This is a genomic window from Streptomyces sp. SAS_272 (genome assembly GCF_052543235.1).
Window position 1 is genome coordinate 1 of record NZ_JBMNDR010000097.1, and the last position, 15683, is coordinate 15683.

Consider the following 15683-nt stretch of genomic DNA (forward strand, 5'->3'; position numbering starts at 1 on the left):
CCCCGAAGCGACACTCGGGCCCTCAGCCTGCGCAGCCTCAACTCACAGCACGAAGACCGTCCACCGACTCCGTCGGCAGACCGTCACGAAACTTCGAGGTTAGTGGGAGGTTCCTTTGAAGCTGTCTCCACCGTTTGAGCTACGTACGGCCCGTCTCGTGCTTCGTCCTTGGAGGTCGTCTGATCTAGAATCGTTCGCTCGTTTGAACGCTGATCATGAGGTCATGGAGCATCTTCCTGGCCTCCTGGAGCGAGAGGACAGTGATGCTTTGGCTGACCGGATCTCTGCAGTAATTGAGAGTGACGGATGGGGCTGGTGGGCGGTTGAATTGGTCTCTACTGGTACTTTCATCGGATTCACAGGGCTGTCTCGGACGGCGTTCGACGCTTCCTTCACTCCGGCGGTGGAGGTCGGATGGCGGCTGGCCAGACCAGAGTGGGGGCATGGTTATGCCTCCGAAGGTGAGCTTGTTCCGCTTTGACGGACACCATTGGTGTGGTGGTCAGGCTGCGAGTGCGGTCTCGTATTCGGCGGGGCTGAGGTAGCCGAGGCTGCTGTGCAGTCGGTGCAAGTTGTACCAGCTCTCGATAAATTCGAAGATCGCGGTGCGGACAGCGGCCCGGCTGGGCCAGGCGACGGTTCCGAGCAACTCGCGCTTGATGGTGGCGAAGAACGACTCGGCGAGCGCGTTGTCCCAGCACTGGCCGGTGCGGCCGACGGACAGGCGGATTCCGAACTCCCTTGCCAGGGTGGCGAATTGCTGACTGGTGTACTGACAGCCGCGATCGGAGTGGAAGATCACCGGACGGGTGGGACGACGCCGGAGGCAGGCGTCCGTCAGTGCGTCGGCGACCAGTTCGGTCCGCAGGTGATCGGCCGTCGCCCAGCCGACCACGCGGCGGGAGGCGATGTCGATGACCGTGGCCAGGTAGAGCCAGCCCTCCTCGGTCGGGATATAGGTGATGTCACCGCACCAGCGAGCGTCCAGAGCCGTGACATCAGGCCGGAAGTCCCGGTCAACGAGGTCGGGCCTGATGGCGGCTCGTGGATCGGGGATCGTTGTCAGGTACCGCCGTCTGCGGTGTCGGCCCTGCAGGCCGGCGGCCCGCATCAGCCGGGCGACGCGGCGGCGGCCGCATCCGGAGCCCTCCCGCTTGAGTACGGCATGCACGCGCGGGGCGCCGTAGGTGCCACGCGAGCGTTCGTGCACGGCCGTGATCTGTTCGGTCAGCTCGGTGTCACGGGCCGCCCGCGGGCCGGGAGTACGGGTGCGGCGGGCGTAGAAGGCGGTTCGGGAGACCTGCAACAGTTCACACGCGCGCTTGACGCTGTGGCCGCTCTGCTTCTCCGCCTCGATGAACGGGTGCACCGTCACCGGGTCTCCTTCGCGAAGAAAGCCGTCGCACGCTTGAGGACCTCCACGTCCTCGCGCAGCCGGCGGTTCTCCCGCCGCAGCGCGGCCAACTCCTCGCGTTCACTGCTGGTCAGGCCGTCGCGCTCGCCTGCGTCGACCTCGGCCTGGCTGACCCACAGCCGCACCGCGGTCTCGGTCAGGTCGAAGTCCTTGGCGATCTGGCCGACCGAGCGGTCACCCCGTCGGCACAGGTCGACGATCTCGGCCTTGAACTCCGGCGTGAACGAACGGCGAGGCCGAGGCTTCTTCTTCCCCATGCTCTCCATGATGGACATCCTCCCGGGGCTGAACCCCTGATCTCGGATGTCCGTCAAAGCGGATCAAGCCCAAAGGAGCAAGAGCAGCCGTTCGCTTCGGTTTCGACGTGCTGGGCCTACCAGAGATCGTCTCCTTCACCGTTACAGGCAACCGCCGTTCCCGGGCGGTCATGGAACGCTTGGGCATGACACACGACCCGCGTGAGGACTTCGACCACCCACGGCTTCCACCCGGGCACGCCTTGCGTCGGCATGTGCTCTACCGGCTTGCCCGCGAAGCCCGGCCCATTTCAGCGCAAGGTCCCGGCCAGACGTCTTGATGAGAGTGATCGCGGCGGATTGATCGGAGATCAATGATTCGGCGTGCACTGATGACTCGCCGTCTCACTCGGCGCAAGAACAGCCTGTCCTGATTGTCGCCCAGGCCGCCTGAGCTCGCCTGCTCATCCTGAGTAGCCACTACTCTCATGGGGAGTATGAGAGGTAGTTATTGTTGACCGGATGTATAGCTTTTCCCTTGACTCGCTCAAGTCTGCGCCGGAGTTCACCTGGCGTCCGATCGGCCGATCGGACCTGCCTGCATGGCTGCGCCTGCGTCAGGCAATCGAGGCAGTGGACAACGACGGAAGGCCGCCATCCGAGGCGGAGCTGGCGCAGCGCTTCACAGACTCCTACGTCGACATGGCGCGAGGGAGCATGGCCGCATGGGATGGCGATCGCATGGTCGGCCACCACTGGATGAAAGCGCGTACCTCGGCAGAGCCCTTTCACGACTTCTGGCAACTGGGCGGTGTGGACCCGGAGTACCGGGGCCTGGGCATCGGCACCCGACTGCTCGACTGGGCGGAGCAGGCGGCCTTGCTTCTACACAAAGAGCGCTACCTCGGCGTGCTGCTGGCGCTGATGGACAGCTGCCCAATGGACAACGCAACGGCAGTCGAGTTGTTCCGGGCACGCGGCTACGAGCAGGTTTGCTGGACGCATCACATGGTCATGCCCGAACTGCGCGCCGCGCTCGCCGCCATGCCGGCGTCCCCGGCACCGACGGGCGTGGCGTTTCACGCGGTCAGCCGGGAGCGCTCGGAGGACGCGCGTGCTGTCCGCAACGACTCCTTCCGAGACCACTTCGGCAGCACGCCCGCCACGGAAGAGACCTGGGCGCAGTTCACCGGCAGCCCGGCCTTCCGCGCCGCCAACAGCTTCATCGCCTACGAGCGCGGCAAGCCGCTGGCGATCGTGATGTGCGAGGAGTTCGAGGCGCACCAGAAGATCACTGGGCAGCGAGACCTGTACATCTCCGTCGTCGGCACCGCCCGCGCGGACCGCGGCCGGGGTATCGCTTCCGCGCTGCTCGCGCACACGCTCCGCGTGGCGGGCGAAGACGGCTACGACACCACATCCCTCGAAGTCGACGCGAACTCCCCAACAGGCGCACTCGGCCTCTACGAACGCCTCGGCTACCAACCGGACAAGACTTACGCGCTCCAGCGAAAATTCGTGCAGACGGTCCAGCCGGACTCTCATCCGGCGGAGCCTCATGGCCGGGGCTGTAAGCCGTTTGGCTCTTGCCCCCAGTCGGTGGTGACGCCGAGTAGCCCTCCTTGATCATGATCTCGTGATGGATGTCGACTCCCTTGTCAGCACGGTATTTTTGGGCTGTCGGGGCTGGTCGACGAGGACGTGGCGGACGGTGGTGACGCGGTGGTAGTTACGGCTCGCACTCGGGATGCGGCGGTGCCGTGTCCGGCGGGCTGGACGCTGACGGCGAAGGTGCACGGGTATCACCGCCGGACGGTGACCGACGTGCCGGTCGACGGCCGCCAGGTCGTCGACCGCCTGCGCGTACGGCGGGTCTGCCCGAGATACGGGTCAACGGGGCAATGACTTGATCTTGAAGCTCTGAGGGCTAGCCTCCGTACCGGATCGACGTCTCAGCGAGGAGGTTGTCGACGGCGGCATCCATCATGGTCCCGTCGACCGCCGCTACCGACCCGGGTCCGGACCAGGTCCAGATCAAGGTGGGCATCGACTACGTCGGCGCCGGCGCGGGCCAGGTTCTTCGCGGTGCAGTGGCGTTTCGCGATCGCGGCCAGCTCGTGCGCCGATAGCGCGCTCATGTGCCGGGCGGCCTGGGTGGCGCCGAGACCGGAGCCGTTGGTCAACGCGGTGATCACATACCGGGCCAGTGGATCCTTCAGTTTCGGGTCCGACCCTGACAGCGGGCCGAGGCGGTGCCACCAGCCGGTCCAGTGCGCGGCCCGGGCCAGGTTCTCCAGAATGCCGCGGGCCGGCAGATGTCGGTCCAGCTCAGCCTCCAGCGCCGCGGCGGACGCGGTGCGCTCGGCTCCCTCACGCCTCTTGAGCGAGGGCACCCCCGTGGTCGGGTCGATCGCCAGGTCCGTGTTGTCCGGGTATCCGGCGTCCACCGCCTGCGCAATCATGGTCAGCTGGTCCCTGAGATTGTCCACGAAGCCGTCGGCGGTAGCCGGAAGGCCGGCCTGTTGGCAGGACAGGGAGATCTGCGGCTCCACCCGCTCCCAGGGCAGCAGCATGCTCGTCCAGTCACCGAAGTCCTCGCCACCAACGACGGCGACATCCCCGCAGCGGAGCTCCTCGACGAGGTAGGTGAAGACCATGGCCTCGAAGTGCCGGCGCACCAGCATCCCGGGCTGGTCCTTCGCGCACACCGTAGTGCGCCACTGTGCGGAGGCGAATGACAGATCCAGCACGGAGCCGTCCGCGCCGGTGGCGGAGATCAGCTCACGGGTCAGGTACCGAGAAGCGATGGCGTGCTCCAGGGCATCGAGCACGCTGCGGGCTCGTGAGGTGGGCACGAAGGTGAGAGTTCGGGCGAGTTTGAACATCGTGGGCCGGTCCGGGCGGAAGAGGCGTTCCACCAGTGGCGTCCAGTTTCCGCCCCGATAGGCCGCCAGCGCCTCGATCTCCGCCAGCTGCGACTCGAAACCAACACCGGACTCCACGACCTCGCGGATGCGCTTGACCGTCAGCACGTGGTCCAGACTGCCCTGCCCCACCTGGTCGGCGCGCTCGTCGGCGACATGCTCCTTCAACACGGTGAGCACGTCCTTGTAGGCGACAACGAAAGTTTTGCGGGATGACAACGATCGCAGTAACAGGCCATGTGAACCTCACTGAGGCGAGTATCCCGTTGATCAGAAGCGAGTTGCTAGCGCTACTTGCCCATTACCCGGCATCAGAGCTAACCGGGGTTTCCTGCCTGGCTGCAGGAGCGGATGCGGTGTTCGCAGACGCTGTTCTCACCGCTGGTGGGCGGCTGATAGGGGTGCTCCTATCGGCGGACTATCGACAGCGCATGGTGGAAGCGGGTTATGCCACTGAGTTCGACCGCCTTTGTCGAGCAGCTGCCGAGGTCAAAGTCATGCCGTACCAGAGAGCCACCACGAGAGCTTACGCTGCCGCCAACCGATTTCTTCTCGGCCGTGCTCAACTGCTGGTAGCGGTTTGGGACGGCCAACTGAGCAGTAGACAAGGCGGAACGGCCGAGCTTGTAGCTACGGCCCGCGCTGAAGGGCTCCCTGTGGAAACTATCTGGCCTGCCGGTGCCGCTCGACAACAGCAGGAACGGGACCGGACCCGGAAGCGGCGCTGTTAATCAAGCGCTCGAACCTCCTTGAAAACAGAGGGGATTCAAGCGAGTTTCCGGCGCTGCGGCCTGACCGTCATCAGCACCCGACTGCCCCTTGGGGCCGGCCGAGATCATTCGGCATGGAACCGGAAACGGCGCGAGATGGCCCGTGCCGCGAGCAGTAACGCACAGCGCTTCGATCCACAGCATATATCCGCCCGATACGAAGAACTCTTCACCGAACTGCGGCACGATGCCCAGGTAAAAGCTCTCGCGTTCGGTGAAGGCAACGCCAAAGTGATCGGCGAGGAGGGCGGACGGCTCTCGGGCCGTGTACGTGTTGGTGCCGTAGGTGTCGAAGACGGTCATGGGGGCATTCTCCTCAGGCCGCGAGGGTCGCGGCGTGCTCGACCAGAAGCCCGCGTTCGAACAATTCTGCGGCCCGCGAGCTGGGGCAGGACCGACGCACCGTGCGCAAGTACGCCCGGGCCCGCACCTGGCACGAGGTGATGCGCCGCCCGCCAGTGGACTGGCGCCCCCGCTGGCATCGCCAAAGCCCTCCGTGAAGACCAGCAGGCGGTCACCCAGGGGGTTACCACCCCCTTCAACTCCGGGGTGAAGGCCGCATCGCTGACGTGAAGCTCCAGAAACGCATCATGGCGGGACGCGCCGGCGTCCCGCTCCTCCGTCACCGAGTCGTGCTGATCGCCCACCTACGCCGCCGTTACGCGGCTCCGGCGACGCCGCACCCAAATGATCTCCGCCTACGAAAATCTTGCCAGAGCCACGTTCACGTGTACGCCGACACCTACACGCTACGGGTCGTAAGCGGCGGCTGGTCGACGCACCTGGCGGCCCATGCCGGCCTCGCCCCGGTCACCCGGGCCTCGGGCTCCTTCATCCGCGGCGGGGGAACCGAAGCCGGGGCTACGGCGTTGCCGGGGGGGTTCCGTGGGGAGCCAGGTAGGCGGCGAGTTGGTGGAGGCTGTGGCCGGCTGCGACCCACCCGCGCAGACCGTTTTCCAGGACGAGGATGTGGAGGTCGGTGGTGCGCAATGCTGCCGCGCACATTGCTGCCCGTGCTCCGCCCAGGCAGATCAGCACAATCGGACGCCCACGGGGAAGATCCGCTGCTGCCTCCGCCACCAGGTCGAGCGGCACATGGCGCGATCCTGCGACATGCCCGGCTTCCCACTCGTAGGGCTCTCTAACGTCAACGAGCAGTGCGTTGGGAGGTAGCTCCCAAGCCCGAACCGACAAATCCTCAGTCCCAAACACACGACAAGCCTAACCTCGACTCTGTCGTGAAGTTTCCCGTGATTCTGGACACTCGATGCTTACGCTGCGAGGGCGTGTTCTTGCTCGTGTCGCTGCCAGGTCTCCAGCGGGGTGAGGTAGCCCCAGACTGGATGCCTCCGCAGCCGCTTGCGGTTGCAGAAGGTCTCGATGACCCCGTTGCCCAATTGGGTGAATGCCTCCGATCTCCGCCTTGGTGGGTGGTTGAGGGATGGAGCCTGAGGTCGGGAGCCTTGGGTCGTGAGCCCGCCTCGATCTCGGGACGGAGGGGTTGGGTGTCGATGCGGGCGGACTCAGGTCGGGATGTGCCTGAGGGAACGCGGGTGGTGACTTGGGCAGCGTGCTGCAGTTCGCGGAGACCCTGACCGCCCGCCAGGCGTCCCAGGCGGTACCCGCGGTGCCCGCGGTGCCCGCGGTGCCCGCGGTGCCCGCGGTGCCCGCGGTGCCCGCGAAAAACGAATCGAGTGGGCCGGTGCATGTTGCCGGTCTTGCGGCCGGAGTCCCGTGGCACCGGTGCGAGTCCGGCATGGGCGGCGAGGTGGCCGGCGTCCTTGTGCGCTGGCAGGTCGCCCACGATGGCGAGGAGCTCGGCTCCGAGAACCGGACCCATGCCGGGCAGGGACTCGATGATCGCGGCGCGATCGTCGGTGCGGAACAGCGCCGCGATCGTCTTTTCGTTGCCCTTGATCCGCTCATTGAGTTCGAGGATCCGGTGCGCAAGATCCCGGACGAGCTGGGCTGCCAGGACCTCACCCGGCAACACTGTGCGCTGGGCGTTGGCGGCCTCCACGGCACACTCCGCGTAGCTCTGCGAGTTGCGGACTGGTCGGCGGGTGAACCACGTTGCCAGACGCTTCACGCCGAGCCGACGGATCGCGGTCGGTGTCTGGTACCCAGTCAGGAGAATCAGCCCTGGCCTCTTGCGGTAGTCGAAGGCGCGTTCCAGCGCTGGGCTGATGCCGACCAGGACCTCGCGGAGCCGGTTGATCAGCCGAACTCGTTCATAGACCAGGTCGGAGCGATAGCTGACCAGCAGCTAAAGCCCGCTCTGCAGTTCCACCGATGGCTCAACCGGCCTGAAGTCCCGCCGCATCCGGCACGCCACGGTTTGCGCCCGCGGGCACTGGTACGCGACCTACGGCGAGGCGAGACCTGCTCCCCGGCGTCGAGCTGGTGCGGGGCGACCTTCCCGCCTCCCTGCGGAACGCCGTCGGCGGAGCCGACACGATCGTCCTCACCCACGGCTCCGGTGGCGACTCCCGCCCGGACGCCCGCGCGCACGTCGACTACGGCGGCGTACGCAACATCCTGGAAGCCCTCGGCGGTGCCCCGCCGCGCGTGGCGCTGATGACGTACATCTACGCGAAGCGCAGCGACATCCCTGGCGCCACTCCGTGGAAGCGGCGCTCCGAACGCCTCCTGCGGGCCAGCGGTCTGCCCTACACCATCGTCCGACCCGCCTGGTTCGACCACGCCGGCCCCACCCAGCGGCGCCTCGTCCTGGAGCAGGGCGCTACGGCTGACGGCGGGATCGCCCGCGACCAGATCGCCGAGACGCTCATCCGAAGCCTGCTGACGAACACCGCGTTGGGCAAGACATTCGAGCTCATCACCACGGAGGGGGAGGAGCCGTCCGACTTGGACGGGGAGCTCTTCGGGGCCCTGAAGACCGACGCCGTCGAAGCCGAGCCACAGACAGTGCGCGAGGATCTCGATGCCGTCCGTTCCGCTCAGGGAAGCGGCGGATGACAGCGGGCGAACCCGCCGCAATGGAGCGACGCACGCTTTCGCAGCGTACTTCTGCGAGGAGCCACCATCATGACCGGCGTCCAGATCACCGACTGTTCCACGTCATGCCTATCCGGGGCAGTGCCGTAGGCCGCTGAGCGACCTGCCACCACCGGCGAAATGTGAGCTCCGACCTGCGTGCACCGCAGAGGCCCCTTCCCCCACGAACAAGGGGCGGCCTGTCATGCCAGACGCCAGCGAGACAGCGCCAAGTGGCCCCACAAGCTGACACAGGAAGCAGAACGGTCCAACCACCCTCGGTCCCTGCCCCCTCAACGTCCACCAATCGTTCGCCGCAGGCCACAGAAACAGCAGGTCAGAGGCAGCCAGACTCGCCGTCCCGCTCTCCTGCCCCTATACAGAGGACCGTCGCTGGCGCGCATCCGCTACGCTATCCCTGCCAGTCGTTGGTACGTCGCGTTGTCTGCTCAGGTGACAGTGCGAAGGGCGTCGCACCACGTCTGACCAGCGGGCTTGTGCTCCTCGTCGAAGATCCAGCACCTGGATTTTCTACAAGGTTTTCTACAAGCCCCGTGGACATCGTGTCGGCGAAGCTGGCCGGTTCGATCCTGCACGCTTCCCCGGAGCGTATGCACGAGGCGATCGCACTGGCCCGGCGGACCCGGCTCGGCATCCCGCTGCTGACGGCCGACGACTGCATCCACGGCCATTCCTTCTGGCCCGGCGCGACGATCTTCCCCACCCAGCTGGGCATGGCCAGCACCTGGGATCCCGCACTGCTCCGCCGCGCCGCCCGGGCCACCGCGATCGAGGTCTCGGCGACCGGCATCCACTGGACGTTCTCCCCGGTGCTGTGCATCACACGGGACCTGCGCTGGGGCCGGGTGAATGAGACGTTCGGCGAAGACCCGTACCTGATCGGCGAGCTGGGGGCCGCGATGGTGGCCGGCTACCAGGGCGAGGGCCTGGCCGACCCCACCGCGATACTGGCCTGCGCGAAACACTTCGCCGGCTACTCCGAGACTCAGGGCGGACGGGACGCCAGCGAGGCCGATCTGACTCCGCGCAAACTGCGCTCCTGGTTCCTGCCGCCCTTCGAACGGGCGGCCCGCGCCGGATGCCGCACCTTCATGCTCGGCTACCAGTCGATGGACGGAGTCCCGATCACCGCGAACCGGTGGCTGCTGAACGACGTCCTCAAGGGCGAATGGGGCTTCACCGGAACGCTGGTGACCGACTACGACAACGTCGGCCGGATGGTCTGGGAACAGAAGGTCTGCGCCGACGACGTCGAAGCCGCGGCCCTCGCCATCAACGCCGGCAACGACCTCGTCATGACCACCCCCGAGTTCTTCGAAGCCGCCCAGACGGCCGTCACCCTCGGCCTGGCCGAAGAGAAGCAGATCGACGAGGCCGTACGACGGGTGCTGCGCCTGAAGTTCGAACTCGGCCTCTTCGAAAACCCCCGCGCCCCCGACCCCGAACGGCAGAAGGCAGTCATCGGCTGCCACAAGCACACCGACCTTAACCTGGAGACCGCACGCCGTTCACTGGTCCTGCTGCGCAACGACGGGACGCTGCCCCTGGAAGGCGGTCTGTCCGAGGCAGACGACGGATCCGGCCGCGCCGCAGGCCACGGCCCGGCCCGCACGATCGCGGTCATCGGCCCCAACGCCGACGACCCGCACGCCATGCTCGGCGACTGGGCGGGAGCCTCCGGCCAGGTCGACTGGATGCCCGACGGACACCCCCGTGAAGCGGTGGAGACCGTGCTCGACGGACTGCGCGCCACTGTCCCCGCCGACTGGACGGTGACCCACACCCGCGGAGCGGACATCGAAGTCCTCGTCCCCGACCCCAGCGGCCCGTGCTGGCCCGACGGCCAGCCGAAACCGCCCATTTTCTCGCCCGCCCCCGTCGACGAGGTCCAACTCCGCCAAGCCGTCGACGCCGCGAGCGCCGCCGACTACGCCGTCGTGGTCGTGGGCGACACCATCGCCCTCACCGGCGAGGGGTGCTCGACGGCCACACTCGACCTCCAGGGGGGTCAGATCGCCCTGCTCGACGCGATCGCCGCCACCGGCACCCCCATGATCGTTGTTCTGATCCAGTCCAAGCCCAGCACCCTCCCGGACTCCGCCCTGAACGCGGCCGCGCTCGTCGAGGCGTTCAACCCCGGCATGCGCGGAGGCCGCGCCATCGCCGAACTCCTCCTGGGATTCATCGAGCCCAGCGGGCGCCTGCCGATCTCCTTCGCACGCCACGTCGGCCAGCAACCCGTCTTCTACAACCAGGTACGCGGCCAACACGGCAACCGCTACGCCGACCTCACCCAGGACCCACTGTTCGCTTTCGGTGAGGGCCTCAGCTACACCACCGTCACGTACTCCGACCTCGCCGTGCGCGACCAGCAGGTCCCCGCCGACGGCACGATCCACGGGACCGTACGCCTCACGAACAACGGCAGCCGCCCCGCCCGGGAAACCGTCCAGGCATACATCAGCGACCTCACCACCAGCGTCACCTGGGCCGAACAGGAACTGAAGGCGTTCACCCAGACCGAGGTCCCTCCGGGCGAGCCCGTCGATGTCGACATCGCCATCCCCGCCGCACACTGCTCACTCGTCACCGCCGACAATCGCCGAGTCGTCGAACCCGGCGAGTTCGAACTCCGCGTCGGCCCCAGCTCACGGTCCGAGCAACAACTCACCGCACGTTTCCGCATCGAGCAATGACCGCTCCTCCAGGACCCAAACGACCTACGCCCTGGTGGTCGCATAGTGGGGCGCCACCAGCGTCAGACCGAAACGCTCGCAACCGCGTCGGCGTAGCCCGGATCCACCCGGAGCAGCCGTAGGTGTTCGTTCCGACGACGGTTCCGACCGGGCAAAAGCCTGAGACACCAATGGGCTGAGACACGCTGGCAGGTCACATAACTCCGTCCAGCACGGTCGCGTCCGGCAACTGCACGGTCCCGGCCACGACCTCCGGAAACGACGGCCCCATCTCGGTGCCGCGCCTGGATAGGAAGTCCATCTTGCGGCGGATCCGGTCGAGGTAGCCGGTGGGGAGGCCGGTTCTTTGCGCGGGCCAGGCCAGTGTGGATGTGCCGGCAGGCGCCTTGGCCAGTCACATGCCGAGCACCCGTCGGGTCTCGGCGGCGATCTGCTGTGTCTCGCCGGTTGCGACCACGAGGACCGGGACACCTCTCCCCGCCCGATCGATGCGTCGGAGGCCTTCCCGCATCAAATCTTCCGGTTCGGGGACGAGTAGCCTGCCTCGTACACCGAGAACAGTCAGGGCCGAGCAGATCTCCTCGCGTACCTCGGGTTGGTCTTCGCCGATCTCCCCGGTGAAGACCAGCGCGTCCAGTTGATCCAGCGAGGCGGCCATAGCGGCGATGCCTCTGCGGCAGCTGAGTGTGAACGTCTCCAGCGCCAACGCGGCCGCGGCATCACCCTCCGCGCGGGCGCGCACCAGGTCCCGGGTGTCTCCCGAGGTACCGGAGAGGCCGAGCAGACCGGAATGCCGGTGAAGTGTGTCATCCAATTCGTCTGTGCTCAGACCGTGCCGCCGCTGCAGCCACAGCAGCGCGACGGGGTCGAGGCTGCCGCTGCGCCGGCTCATCACCAGGCCCTCCAGCGGGGTGAGGCCCATGGTGGTGTCCACGCTGCGTCCGTTCCGAACGGCGCAGGCCGAGCAGCCGCCGCCCAAGTGCACGAGCACGACCTGGAGGTTGTCGACGGGTCGGCCCAGAGCCTGCGCCGTCCTCTGCAGGGCCCACGAGTAGGAAAGCCCGTGGAAGCCGTACCGGCGCAGCCCGTATTCGGCTCGCCATCGCTCGGGCACGGCATACGTGCGCGCCTGTACCGGCAGATCCTTGTGGAAGACAGTGTCGAAGCAGGCGACATGAGGAACGTCGGGCAGGAATTCTCGTGCGGCATCGACCACCGGCAGGGCAGGAGCCACGTGCAGCGGCGCGAGATCGGCGACGTCCGCCAGCAGAGCACGTACGCGTGCGTCGATCAGCGTATGTCCAGTCAGGTGCGGACCGCTGTGGACGATGCGGTGACCTACCGCCGCAGGAGCGGGTACCTCGCTGAGAAAGTTCCGCAGTTCCGCCGCTGCAGCAGGCCCCGGGGGCTCCGAGGCGTGTCGATCGGCCACCCGTTCACCGTCCGCCGCGAACAGGGCGATGTGGAGGCTCGAAGAGCCGGCGTCGAGGACCAGTACGTGGCCATCACGGCTCTCGTGGGAGCGGTCAGCACTCATCACACACCTCCAGTGCACTCGCGTCCTTCGGCACGGTGCGCCCCGCCACGCAGCAACGGGCCCGTACAGGTTCCTCGCGGATCGGCGCCACTCCGGCAACGCCGGGTTTCCGGCATTGCTCGCCGACCGTGGAACTCGGCAGGTTGCGGACGTCCATGGATTCAGCGATGACGACCTGCCTGGTCGTGCCGTGGATGAACAGACGGCCGCGGTGGCGGCGAAGACGTCCGCCAGGGGCCCGGGGAGCACCGGCCAGGGGCGGTTGGCGCCACCATGCCCAGGATCAGGCGGGCGTGCGCAGCCCTGGCACCGGGTGGCGCTCGTGCCCTGATTCTTCTCCTGGCACCGGACGGCCGAGGGCGGGCGTGGGACAGTGCGACCCTGTGCTCAGGGTCGGCCTCGGTGCGGACCGGATTGTGCACCGCCCGGCTCGGCAGGTCGGTGAGGGCGACGCATCCCATATCCAAGTCGCCGTCCTCCATGCGGGTGCCGACGTTTCGGCCACGTCGGACACGTCGACGTGCTCGTTCGCCGCCAGGGGCGACGTCGGTGTCCGCCTGCCGGCGGGTGCCCCTGGCGGCGCGGCGATGCGGTTCCTCCCGCAGGTCGCGAGCGAGGTCCCGGACCGTCTCGGAGGGCAGACCCCGGGGCGGCGCCAGGACGGCCCGCAGGTTCCTGGGGTTCGTGTCCGCGTCGGGTTGCCTCATAACCCTTGTCCTGCCGCCGGGTGGGCCACGGAGATGTCGCACCTCGCCGCTTCCCCAGGCTGCCACCACAGGGCAGGATCCGCTCGTTCACCCGTTCGCCCAGCGCCCTGGACACCGTCACCTGAGCCGTCAGCCGACCCGGTGCCCGGATCCTGATCCATCGTCTTCCGCAGCCACGGCCGTCCGCACCCGTTGCTCCTCGCGGGCGGAGCCGACGTCCCGTTCCAGGGGTGTGTGGCTCACGGCCGTCGCGAGATCCTCCAAGGCCCGCTTCTGCAGTTCCGCCCCGCGCCGCAGAACCCGGCTCCGGTCCCCGGCGGCACCCTCCCACGCGTGGAGCGCGTCCTCCACGCGCCCCCAGTCCGGATTCCTGTGCTCGCGCACGTCGACTGCCGCCTGTGCGGTGTCTGCCTCCAATGCCTCGGCGAGCCGCTCCGCCTCGGGGCCGAAACGGCTGTCGGCCCGCGGGATGTGGCTCTCCATGACCATCGCCGCCCGGTCGAACCCCTTGAGCGCCTCCTCCGCCTCCTCCGCCTCGCGCGACGTCAGGCCTCTGGGGCGGACCGGTTCCTGCCGTGCCTGGTCGTAGGCTGCCTGCCAGGCGGCACGTGCCTCCCTGCTCGCCAGCAGGGCCCTGCGCATGTCGGCGCGATGCTCCCGGGTCGGTTCGGCGTGGCTGCGGAGCACCGCGGCCGCGTAGCGGCCGTTGGCAGCGAGCCAGTCCGCCAGCCGGCCCGGCAGCCGGGGAGTCTCCCACGCGGGGAACACCACGTACGCCAGCATGGCCAGGGCCCCGCCGATCAGAGTGAGCACAACCCGCTCCGGGACCGTCTGCTCCCATGTCTGGCCGCCCATGCCGAGCAGGAAGACTACGTACGCGGCAGTGAAGCACTGCGAGTAGGCGTACCCGGTACGGATCAGCGTGTACGACAGGGCCGCCGAGACCACAGCCAGCGCGCCGAACACCTGGGCGTCCGGTCCCAGGGCCCGCACCATCCCGGTGGCGAGCGCCACCCCCGCCAGGGTCCCGGCGAGACGGGCCACCGCACGCGCGTACGTCCGGTGGAAGTCCGGCCGCATCACCATCACCGAGGCGATGGGCGCCCAGTAGCCGTGGTTCAGGGGTAGCCGGGAAGCGATCAGATAGCCGAGCGTGGCCACCGCCGCCAGACGGACGGCGTGCCGGAACACGGGCGAGTCCCGGCGGAGTTCAGGGCGGACCGCCCGGACGACGACCGGGAGGAGCCGGAACATGGTCGGGCGCACCAGGAACGGGGCGCTCGCGGGTCCGTGCGGCGTTTGCGCCTTGTCGCGCGCCCCGCCGCTCCCGCCGCTCCCGGCGATCTCCAACGCCTCGCCGAGCAGTTCCACGAGGCGCTCGGCGGTCTGCCGTGCGGGCCCTTCCAGCACCTCGTGCTCCTCGTCGACGTGCAGGACCTCCGCGGTCCCGGCCGGCACCTCGGCGGGAGTGCCGCGTCGGACCGTACGGGCGGCCGCGTCCAGGACGCCGGCGGCCGCGTCGAGCAACTCCCGTGCGCGGTCCCGCCCGGGCCCCTCTGCCGGGGCGCCGACGTCGAGGTCGGCGAGCGCGGCGACTACCGGCACGATGCGCTCGGCGACGCCCCGGGGGCCGTGCAGGACGGGGGGACGAGTGCGGGCCTGTGAGGGCGTCACGGCAGCCGCGTCCCGGGCCGTCATCAACGGCTCCGGTTCGAACGGGGCGGTGGGGTCGTGCCGCAGACGGCGGGCGTAGTCCGCCACGGCGGCCAGGGCGTCGGCGAGCGCGTCACGATGCGCCCCCCAACGGCGGATCGGGAACAGCAGGATCAGCACGGCCTGCGCCACACCCCCGAGCGCGATGACCCCGGCGTGCTCCAGGGCTCGTCCGACACTCGTGGGTAGAGTGATGGTCACCAGCATGCTGCCGACCGTCGTCGCCGCGACGATCCCGGCGGTCGATCCGAGGGCCCACGCCATCCCCGCGGCAAAGGCCCATACGGCCAGCAGCGGGAGGAACGTCACGAGTCGTCCCGCCGCCAGGTAGCCCACGAAGGTGCTGAGCGCCAGACCGGCGCCGGCACCGAGCGCGATCACCTTGCGGGGACGCCAGGTGCGCTGGAAGGTGGCCCCACCCGCGGAGAAGGCACCCAGGGCGGCGGACGCGGCATACGCAGGGGAGACCAGCCACAGCGCCGAGCCGATGACTATCGCCACCCCGGCGGCCGTGCGCAGCGCGAGCAGGGGCTCCAGCCGCGTCTCCTCGATCGTGAGCCCTGATCGCACGACCTCCCCGAAGGTCCGCAGCCACCTCACGGTGTGAGCCTAGCCGGAACGCCCCGCCGGGTCGCGTCGGCCGCGTCACCGCCTCCTGACAGCGCCGC

General features: G+C 68.3%; 12 protein-coding genes and 1 pseudogene. 5 read left to right on the forward strand and 8 right to left on the reverse strand.

From position 1 onward, the window contains the following. Positions 1 to 157: 157 nt before the first annotated feature. Positions 158 to 481 (forward strand): GNAT family N-acetyltransferase, encoded by a 324-nt coding sequence (locus ACN6LD_RS35925; protein WP_445045334.1) that lies wholly within the window; start codon positions 158 to 160, stop codon positions 479 to 481. Between the two features lie 21 nt (positions 482 to 502). On the opposite strand, the gene ACN6LD_RS35930 is transcribed toward ACN6LD_RS35925, so the two are convergent. Continuing rightward, on the reverse strand, positions 503 to 1375 hold the full coding sequence (locus ACN6LD_RS35930; RefSeq protein ID WP_445045335.1) for an IS3 family transposase: 873 nt from the start codon (positions 1373 to 1375) through the stop codon (positions 503 to 505). After that, positions 1372 to 1680: a transposase gene (locus ACN6LD_RS35935; protein ID WP_445045336.1), complete on the reverse strand. Its 309-nt coding sequence runs from the start codon at positions 1678 to 1680 to the stop codon at positions 1372 to 1374. The genes ACN6LD_RS35930 and ACN6LD_RS35935 overlap by 4 nt, the downstream gene beginning before the upstream one ends. Positions 1681 to 1733: 53 nt before the next feature. On the opposite strand from ACN6LD_RS35935, the gene ACN6LD_RS35940 reads away from it, so the two are divergent. Further along, positions 1734 to 1991 carry a GNAT family N-acetyltransferase gene (locus ACN6LD_RS35940; protein ID WP_445045354.1) on the forward strand — a complete coding sequence of 86 codons (258 nt, stop codon included), beginning with the start codon at positions 1734 to 1736 and terminating at the stop codon, positions 1989 to 1991. A 181-nt stretch (positions 1992 to 2172) separates the two neighbouring features. Then, positions 2173 to 3276 carry a GNAT family N-acetyltransferase gene (locus tag ACN6LD_RS35945; RefSeq protein WP_445045337.1) on the forward strand — a complete coding sequence of 368 codons (1104 nt, stop codon included), beginning with the start codon at positions 2173 to 2175 and terminating at the stop codon, positions 3274 to 3276. A gap of 326 nt (positions 3277 to 3602) precedes the next feature. Here the strand turns inward: ACN6LD_RS35945 and ACN6LD_RS35950 are convergent, their stop codons facing one another. The 4 genes and pseudogenes from ACN6LD_RS35950 to ACN6LD_RS35965 all read right to left on the reverse strand — a co-directional run. Next, complete coding sequence (locus ACN6LD_RS35950; RefSeq protein ID WP_445045338.1) at positions 3603 to 4745, reverse strand: Tn3 family transposase; 1143 nt, start codon at positions 4743 to 4745, stop codon at positions 3603 to 3605. 560 nt (positions 4746 to 5305) lie between these two features. Further along, a complete protein-coding gene (locus ACN6LD_RS35955; protein ID WP_445045339.1) occupies positions 5306 to 5647 on the reverse strand; it encodes a hypothetical protein in 342 nt (113 codons plus the stop codon). A gap of 558 nt (positions 5648 to 6205) precedes the next feature. Continuing rightward, positions 6206 to 6556 carry a rhodanese-like domain-containing protein gene (locus ACN6LD_RS35960; protein WP_445045340.1) on the reverse strand — a complete coding sequence of 117 codons (351 nt, stop codon included), beginning with the start codon at positions 6554 to 6556 and terminating at the stop codon, positions 6206 to 6208. A gap of 475 nt (positions 6557 to 7031) precedes the next feature. Beyond that, positions 7032 to 7670, reverse strand: a pseudogene (locus ACN6LD_RS35965) (transposase); the annotation flags it as partial. Between the two features lie 56 nt (positions 7671 to 7726). Between ACN6LD_RS35965 and ACN6LD_RS35970 the strand changes: the two are divergent. Both ACN6LD_RS35970 and ACN6LD_RS35975 read left to right on the forward strand, forming a co-directional pair. Beyond that, on the forward strand, positions 7727 to 8323 hold the full coding sequence (locus ACN6LD_RS35970; protein ID WP_445045355.1) for an NAD(P)H-binding protein: 597 nt from the start codon (positions 7727 to 7729) through the stop codon (positions 8321 to 8323). Between the two features lie 629 nt (positions 8324 to 8952). Next, positions 8953 to 11058 (forward strand): glycoside hydrolase family 3 N-terminal domain-containing protein, encoded by a 2106-nt coding sequence (locus ACN6LD_RS35975; RefSeq protein ID WP_445045356.1) that lies wholly within the window; start codon positions 8953 to 8955, stop codon positions 11056 to 11058. A gap of 394 nt (positions 11059 to 11452) precedes the next feature. On the opposite strand, the gene ACN6LD_RS35980 is transcribed toward ACN6LD_RS35975, so the two are convergent. Together ACN6LD_RS35980 and ACN6LD_RS35985 are read right to left on the reverse strand one after the other, a co-directional pair. Further along, complete coding sequence (locus ACN6LD_RS35980) at positions 11453 to 12595, reverse strand: acetate/propionate family kinase (RefSeq protein WP_445045341.1); 1143 nt, start codon at positions 12593 to 12595, stop codon at positions 11453 to 11455. Between the two features lie 836 nt (positions 12596 to 13431). Beyond that, positions 13432 to 15615: an FUSC family protein gene (locus ACN6LD_RS35985; RefSeq protein ID WP_445045342.1), complete on the reverse strand. Its 2184-nt coding sequence runs from the start codon at positions 15613 to 15615 to the stop codon at positions 13432 to 13434. Positions 15616 to 15683 lie beyond the last annotated feature (68 nt).